Raw genomic sequence first — 6398 nt, 5'->3', positions numbered from 1 at the left:
TGACTTTTGGCACGCTGTTGAGTTCTCAAGGAACGGACACTTCCTTCAGGCTGCCTTCCAGCAGGCCCTCCGGGCGCTTCGTTCTTTCGTGTTTCAAGCTTATCAGATGTTTTCCGCTCCGTTTTCCGGAGTTTCATTCATCGGATTTTGCTTTCCGCTTGTCCCCGCTCTCTCGCGGCGACTCCGGAACTGTACGGGGACGGGCCCGCCACATGCAAATCGCCCCTGCCCGGGGTCCAGGCAGGGGCGATCAGTACGGCACGCACCAGGTCAGCGGACCTCGGTGATCTCCGGGCCGCGGGCGAACGGGTCGAGGGCCGCGCCGCCGAAACGGCTGTCTCCCTCGCCGGCCGACGCGGCCGCACCGCCACCGTCGGCGACCATCTGCGCGTCCTCGGGCAGCTTCAGCACGATCGGGTCGCGGGGCGCCATCGGGGTCTCGCCGCGGACGACGACCGTCTGCTGGAAGACCTGCTCCAGGATCCCGGCCATCTCCGGCTGCACGGCGGCCTGGCCCGAGATCACGCCACGCAGGAACCAACGCGGGCCGTCGCAGCCCACGAAGCGCACCAGCTGCACGCCCTGGGTGCCGTCCGGCAGCTGCACCGGGACCTGGGCACGGAGGTGCCAGCCGAGCGGGCCTTCCTCCTCCTCGATGAGGCCGCCCTGCGAGGTGATGCCGTTGGCGATCTCCTCCCGGACCTCCCCCCAGATGCCCTCCGACTTCGGAGCGGCGAAGGCCTGCAGCTGGATGGCGCTGTTGCCGAGGACGAGGGTCGCGGCGACGATCGCGTCACCGGCCACCTCCACGCGCAGCTCCATACCCTCGACACCCGGGACCAGCAGACCCCCGAGGTCGACCCGCCCCTCCTCGGGGTTCTCCAGCTCGGAGTGGTCCCACGGGCCGTCCGGCCGCGGAGCCGGCGGCAGGCCGACCTTGTCGGCCGGGTCCAGCTCGGTCACGTTCTCGCTCTCGGCGGAACCTTCGACGTCATCGGCCGTCTCGTCGGCGCTGATGGCGTCGTCGGCGAGCTGCTCGACAGCGTCCTCGCTCTTCTGGCGACGACGGAACACGGTCACTGTCCTTCCCGGTCCAAGACCGATGCGAATACCTGCTCGGCTTCCTGCGAGGCCGCGGGAATGCTAGACCGCGGCGTGGCCACCGGTCGACCCGAACCCGCCCTCGGCGCGTGCCGACCCGGGTAGCTCGGCCACCTCGTGGAAGCGGGCCTTCTCGACCTGCTGGACCACCAGCTGGGCGATCCGGTCCCCTCGGCGGAAGCTGACCCCCTCGCGCGGGTCCAGATTGACGACGATCACCTTGATCTCTCCACGGTACCCGGCATCGACCGTCCCTGGGGCGTTCACGAGGGCAACTCCGCAACGAGCTGCCAGCCCGGACCGGGGGTGGACGAAGGCCGCGTAGCCGTCCGGGAGGGCGATGGCCACGCCGGTGGGCAGGACGACCCGCTCACCGGGGGCCAGCTCGGCGTCGACGGTGGTGCGCAGATCGGCTCCCGCGTCACCGGGCTGCGCGTAGGCGGGCAGCGGCAGCTCGGGGTCGATGCGCCTGATCAGGACGTCCAGCGGCGGGCGGGGGGCGTTGCTCAAGGGTTCACCTCAAAGGCTCGTGCGCGCTTCATCAGATCCGGGTCGTCGAGGACCTTCTCGATGTCCTCGGGACGACCGTGCGAGGTGAAGTGTTCCAGCTTCACCTGGATGAAGAGCGCCTGAGCGCGCACCGCGACCGGTCCGTCGGGGCCGCCGATCCGCGCCTCGGCGGCACTGTAGATCTTGCGGCCCCGGACTCCGGTGATCCACGCCCGCAGGTGCAGCACCGAGTCGACCGGGACGGGGCAGAGGAAGTCGGTCTCCAACCGGCCGGTGACGGCGGGGGCGTGCAGCAGCCAGTTCAGCGTGCCGAGGGTCTCGTCCATGGCGGTGGTCAGTACTCCGCCGTGGGCCAGGCCCGGACCGCCCTGGTGGACGTCGCGGACAACGAACTCGGCGGTGACGTCGAGTCCCTCGCCGGCGACCGCGTCGATCCGCAGCCCGCCGGGGTGCTGCGGGCCGCAGCCGAAGCAGTGCTCGTAGTGGGAGCCGAGCCGGGTGCCGGGGGCGGGCGCCTCGGGGGCGCGCGGTGGCAGCACGGCGTCCGGCGGCGGGGTGGTCGGGGTCGGCGGCATCGCGGGCGCCGGCCGGTCGGTGGGGGCGGTGGGGGTGGTCGAACCGGTCACGGGGCCCCACCCTACCGAGCGGTAGGGGCACGCCCGGTGGGGGTGGCGTCCCGGCCCCGGCGTCAGGGCGCCCACAATGGGGGCATGTACGACGAACGCCTCACGGTGCCGCGCTCCTGGTGGCTGCTCCCGGTCGCGACCGGGCTCACGCTCGCGCTGATCCTGCTGCGGGTCGGCGGTCTGGCCGCACTGGTCGGGCTGGTGGTCGGCATCGCCGCCGGCGCGGTCGCGATCAGCAGTTACGGCTCGGCCCGGATCCGCGTGGTGCAGGGCTCGCTGGTCGCCGGACCGGCCCGGATCCCGGTGGACGCCCTGGGCACCGCGCACCCGCTGAGCCCCGCCGAGGCGGTGGCCTGGCGCGGGCCGAAGGCCAACCCGCGCGCCTTCATGCTGCTGCGCAGCTACGTCCCGACGGCGCTGCGGATCGAGGTGACCGACCCGACCGACCCGACGCCGTATCTCTATCTGTCGACCCGCTCGCCGATGAAGCTGGCGGAGGCGCTGGAGGAGGCTCGCCGCGGCGCCCGCACGTAGGACCGGGGGTCGCGCGCACGGGCCGGGGAGGCCGGGGGCGCGCACCGGGCCGGAAGGCCCCGGGTGGAAAGGCCGAGTCGGAACGACCTGGTCGGAAAAACGGAGAGGGACGGTTCCGCTGATGCGGGACCGTCCCTACGACTTTGTGTCGGCCGACGTGCTCATGGCCGACCCCGTCCTCCCAGTGCCGTCCGTCAGGACGGCCACCGGACCTGCCGTCCGGCCCCGCTGCCCGGGGCCGGAAGGGGCGCTGTGCCGGACCCGCGGAAACCGCGGGCGCCGGGCCCTGTCCGCCGCGGTGCTCAGGCGCCGCAGTCCCGGCAGATCGGGTTGCCGTTCTTCTCGCTGTACAGCTGACTGCGGTGGTGCACCAGGAAGCAGCTCATGCAGGTGAACTCGTCGGCCTGCTTCGGCAGCACCCGGACCGCGAGCTCCTCGTTCGAGAGGTCGGCGCCCGGGAGCTCCATGCCCTCGGCCGCGTCGAACTCGTCGACGTCGACAGAGCCGCCGCCCTTGTCGTTCCGCCGAGCCTTGAGTTCCTCGATGCTGTCTTCGTTGAGCTCGTCGTCGGTCTTGCGTGGGGTGTCGTAGTCCGTTGCCATTGTTCGCTCTCCCCCTCCGGGTTTGTGCGGTGTGTGCGGTATCTCCAGCGCACGTAACGCATGGGGGGTCGGTCTTGTGCCCGACCCGAGGCGGAGATTTTGCCTTACTTCAAGCCCTGTTACTCAATCGACACTCAGCCAGGGGTCCGTTGGGGTGATCCACCGGGGTGTGGGAGGCCTCACGCTGGGCCATCGTCGGCCTCCTCCAGCCCCGGCGCGGCAGCCACTCACAGTGACCGCCAGCCGTTCGAAAGCCTGCCGAATCCCTTGCCCACCTGGGGTGCCGATCAATCCTACGGACCGGCCTGGGCTTGAAATCCGATCACGGACGGCGATCGGCACCCCTGAGCAGGTGATCACTCTCCGAGGTCGACCGAAGTCACGGAGCGACACGATGTGAGCTTGGTCACGTTCAGAATCTTCCGGGGCAAACCGCGGAAAATCCACCCACTTCGACTGCCCCGCCGCGCGCCCTACTCGGCGCTTCGGCGCGCGGTCCGGCGGGCCAGGATCGCGGCCTGGCGCTCCTCGAACTTGCGCGCCTGGCCGTCCAGCCCGTCCAGGAAGACGCCGAGCTCGTTCTGCGCCAGCAGGCCCTCCGGGCCGAGGCCGCCGATCTCCATCACGCGCAGGTGGCGCAGCACCGGCTGCAGCACGTCGTCGTGGTGGATGCGCAGGTTGTAGACCCCGCCGAGGGCGATCTGCGCGGCGGCCCGCTCGAAGCCGGGGATGCCGTGGCCGGGCATCCGGAAGTTGGTGACCACGTCCGCGACGGCTCGCATGGCCTGGTCGGGGGCGATCTCCAGGGCGGCCTTCAGCAGGTTCCGGTAGAAGACCATGTGGAGGTTCTCGTCGTTGGCGATCTTCGCCAGCAGCTGGTCGCAGAGCTCGTCGCCGGCGTACTTGCCGGTGTTGCGGTGCGAGATGCGGGTGGCCAGCTCCTGGAACGCCACGTACGCGACCGAGTGCAGCATGCTGTGCGCGTTGTCGGACTCGAAACCCTCGGACATGTGGCTCATCCGGGCCCGCTCCAGCTCCACCGGGTCGACGGCCCGGGTGGCGAGCAGGAAGTCGCGAATGGCTATCCCGTGCCGGCCCTCCTCGGCGGTCCAGCGGTGCACCCAGGTGCCCCAGGCGCCCTCGCGGCCGAACATGCTGGCGATCTCGTGGTGGTAGCTGGGGAGGTTGTCCTCGGTGAGGAGGTTCACCACCAGCGACACCCGGCCGAGCGGCGTCACCTGGGACTGCTCGACGGCCCAGGCCTCGCCGCCCAGCACGCCGTCGAAGTCGCGGCCCCGGCTCCACGGCACGAACTCGTGCGGCATCCACTCCTTGGCCACGCCCAGGTGGCGGTTGAGCTCCTTCTCCACGACCTCCTCGAGGGCCAGGATCAGCCGCGCGTCGGTCCAGCCGCTCGATCCGAGCGAGGTGCTGCTCTGCACAGGGGCGATGGTCACGGTCTTGCTCCCGGGGGACGGCACGCGCGGGACGGGCGCGTTGGGCGGGCACATCGGAGACACACTTACGGTTCCGTAGGTTACGACACCGTAAGTTGCCCGGGCAGCAAATGACAAGCCGCCCCCGCCAGGCCTTATGTCGTCTTGACGGGCCTGACGGGGGCGGCAGTGAACGGTCGCTTACGGAGCGCGGCGGCGGGGACGGCGCGGAGGGCCCGGGAGGGGCCCCGCGGGGCGGGTCAGGGGTTGGGGATCCGGACCCGCATGGTGAGGCCGCCACCGGCGCGCGGAGTGGCCTCGATGGCGCCACCGTGGGCGCGCACCACCGAGCGGACGATGGACAGGCCGAGCCCGACCCCCTTGTCGCTGCGGGTGCGCTCGGCGCCCTTGACCCGGCGGAACGGCTCGAAGATGTGCTCCAGCTCGTAGCCGGGCACCACCGGGCCGGTGTTCGAGACCACCAGCTCGCCACCACCGGGCACCTCGGCGGTGGCCAGCTCGACCCAGCCGCCCGGGGTGTTGTAGCGGACGGCGTTCTGCAGCAGGTTGAGCGCGAGCCGCTCCAGCAGCACGCCGTTGCCCGCGACCACGGCCGGGGAGAGCTTGGAGCGCAGCTCGATCTCGCGCTGGCAGGCCTCGGCGCGGGTCTGCTCCAGCGCCCGGGTGGCCACCTCGGAGAGCTCCACCGGGCGGCGGTCGGTCAGCTCGTTCTCGCTGCGGGCGAGCAGCAGCAGGCCCTCGACCAGTTGCTCGCTGCGCTCGTTGGTGGCCAGCAGGGTCTTGCCGAGCTGCTGGAGGTCGGGTGAGGCGGCAGGATCGGAGAGCTGGACCTCCAGCAGGGTGCGGTTGATCGCCAGCGGGGTGCGCAGCTCGTGCGAGGCGTTGGCGACGAAGCGGCGTTGGGAGTCGAAGGAGCGGTCCAGCCGGTCCAGCATGTCGTCGAAGGTGTCGGCGAGCTCCTTGAGCTCGTCGTCCGGCCCGTCCAGCTCGATCCGCCGGTGCAGGTCGGAGGAGGCGACGTCGCGCGCGGTGCGGGTGATCTCGCCGAGCGGGCGCAGCACCCGGCCGGCCAGCGCGTAGCCGACCGCGAAGGCGATCACGGCGAGGCAGACCAGCATCGTCAGCGACTTGCGCAGCAGGGTGGTCCGCGCGGAGTCGGAGCGCGCCAAGTACTCGCTTGCCAGCGCCTGGTTGAACTGCGCGCCGTCCATCGAGGTGCCGCCGACCAGGATCCGGTTGCCCCCGAGGTCGAACTTGTGCGGCACGAAGCCCTGCACGGCGTCCTGGAAGAACACGTACATCAGCAGCAGGAGGACCACGCCGGCCATCAGGAACATGCCGCCGTAGAGCAGGGTGAGCCGCATCCGGATGGTGGGCCGGAAGGGCAGCCAGGCGAGCATGCCGTCGCCGGGGGCGTAGCGTCCGGGGTGGTGCGGCCGGGTCGCGTGCGGGGGGTGCGGGGGCTTGGGCGGCACGGCGCGCGGGCCGCCGGCGGGCGCGCCGGAGGGCCCGCCGGCCGGGGGCGGGGTGGTCATGATGGTCCTCTCGGAGCGTCCGCCCGGGGCGGG

General features: G+C 71.4%; 6 protein-coding genes and 1 pseudogene. 1 reads left to right on the top strand and 6 read right to left on the bottom strand.

Annotated features, from left to right (window positions below; genetic code table 11):
• Positions 1 to 270 precede the first annotated feature (270 nt).
• The 3 genes and pseudogenes from ACIO5E_RS35870 to ACIO5E_RS35860 form a co-directional block, all read right to left on the bottom strand.
• Positions 271 to 1074 carry a DUF3710 domain-containing protein gene (locus tag ACIO5E_RS35870; protein ID WP_400676122.1) on the bottom strand — a complete coding sequence of 268 codons (804 nt, stop codon included), beginning with the start codon at positions 1072 to 1074 and terminating at the stop codon, positions 271 to 273.
• Positions 1075 to 1076: 2 nt separating this feature from the next.
• A pseudogene (gene dut / locus ACIO5E_RS35865) lies at positions 1077 to 1611 on the bottom strand (dUTP diphosphatase).
• The gene (locus tag ACIO5E_RS35860; RefSeq protein WP_400676138.1) at positions 1608 to 2186 is read right to left on the bottom strand and encodes a PaaI family thioesterase; all 579 of its coding nucleotides are present in this window, start codon (positions 2184 to 2186) and stop codon (positions 1608 to 1610) included. Before ACIO5E_RS35860 ends, dut begins: the two are co-directional and overlap by 4 nt.
• Before the next feature lie 135 nt (positions 2187 to 2321).
• Here ACIO5E_RS35860 and ACIO5E_RS35855 point away from each other — a divergent pair, with 135 nt between their 5' ends.
• Positions 2322 to 2771: a DUF3093 domain-containing protein gene (locus ACIO5E_RS35855; RefSeq protein ID WP_400676121.1), complete on the top strand. Its 450-nt coding sequence runs from the start codon at positions 2322 to 2324 to the stop codon at positions 2769 to 2771.
• A gap of 302 nt (positions 2772 to 3073) precedes the next feature.
• Here the strand turns inward: ACIO5E_RS35855 and ACIO5E_RS35850 are convergent, their stop codons facing one another.
• The 3 genes from ACIO5E_RS35850 to ACIO5E_RS35840 form a co-directional block, all read right to left on the bottom strand.
• The gene (locus tag ACIO5E_RS35850; RefSeq protein ID WP_030057692.1) at positions 3074 to 3373 is read right to left on the bottom strand and encodes a DUF4193 domain-containing protein; all 300 of its coding nucleotides are present in this window, start codon (positions 3371 to 3373) and stop codon (positions 3074 to 3076) included.
• 473 nt (positions 3374 to 3846) lie between these two features.
• The gene (locus tag ACIO5E_RS35845; protein ID WP_400676119.1) at positions 3847 to 4830 is read right to left on the bottom strand and encodes an acyl-ACP desaturase; all 984 of its coding nucleotides are present in this window, start codon (positions 4828 to 4830) and stop codon (positions 3847 to 3849) included.
• Between the two features lie 239 nt (positions 4831 to 5069).
• A complete protein-coding gene (locus ACIO5E_RS35840) occupies positions 5070 to 6365 on the bottom strand; it encodes a sensor histidine kinase (protein ID WP_400676117.1) in 1296 nt (431 codons plus the stop codon).
• Between the last annotated feature and the right edge of the window lie 33 nt (positions 6366 to 6398).

Origin of the sequence: Kitasatospora sp. NPDC087314 (genome assembly GCF_044744365.1) — a bacterium.
Lineage (GTDB): Bacteria > Actinomycetota > Actinomycetes > Streptomycetales > Streptomycetaceae > Kitasatospora.
This window is presented reverse-complemented; position numbering and strand designations above follow the sequence as displayed.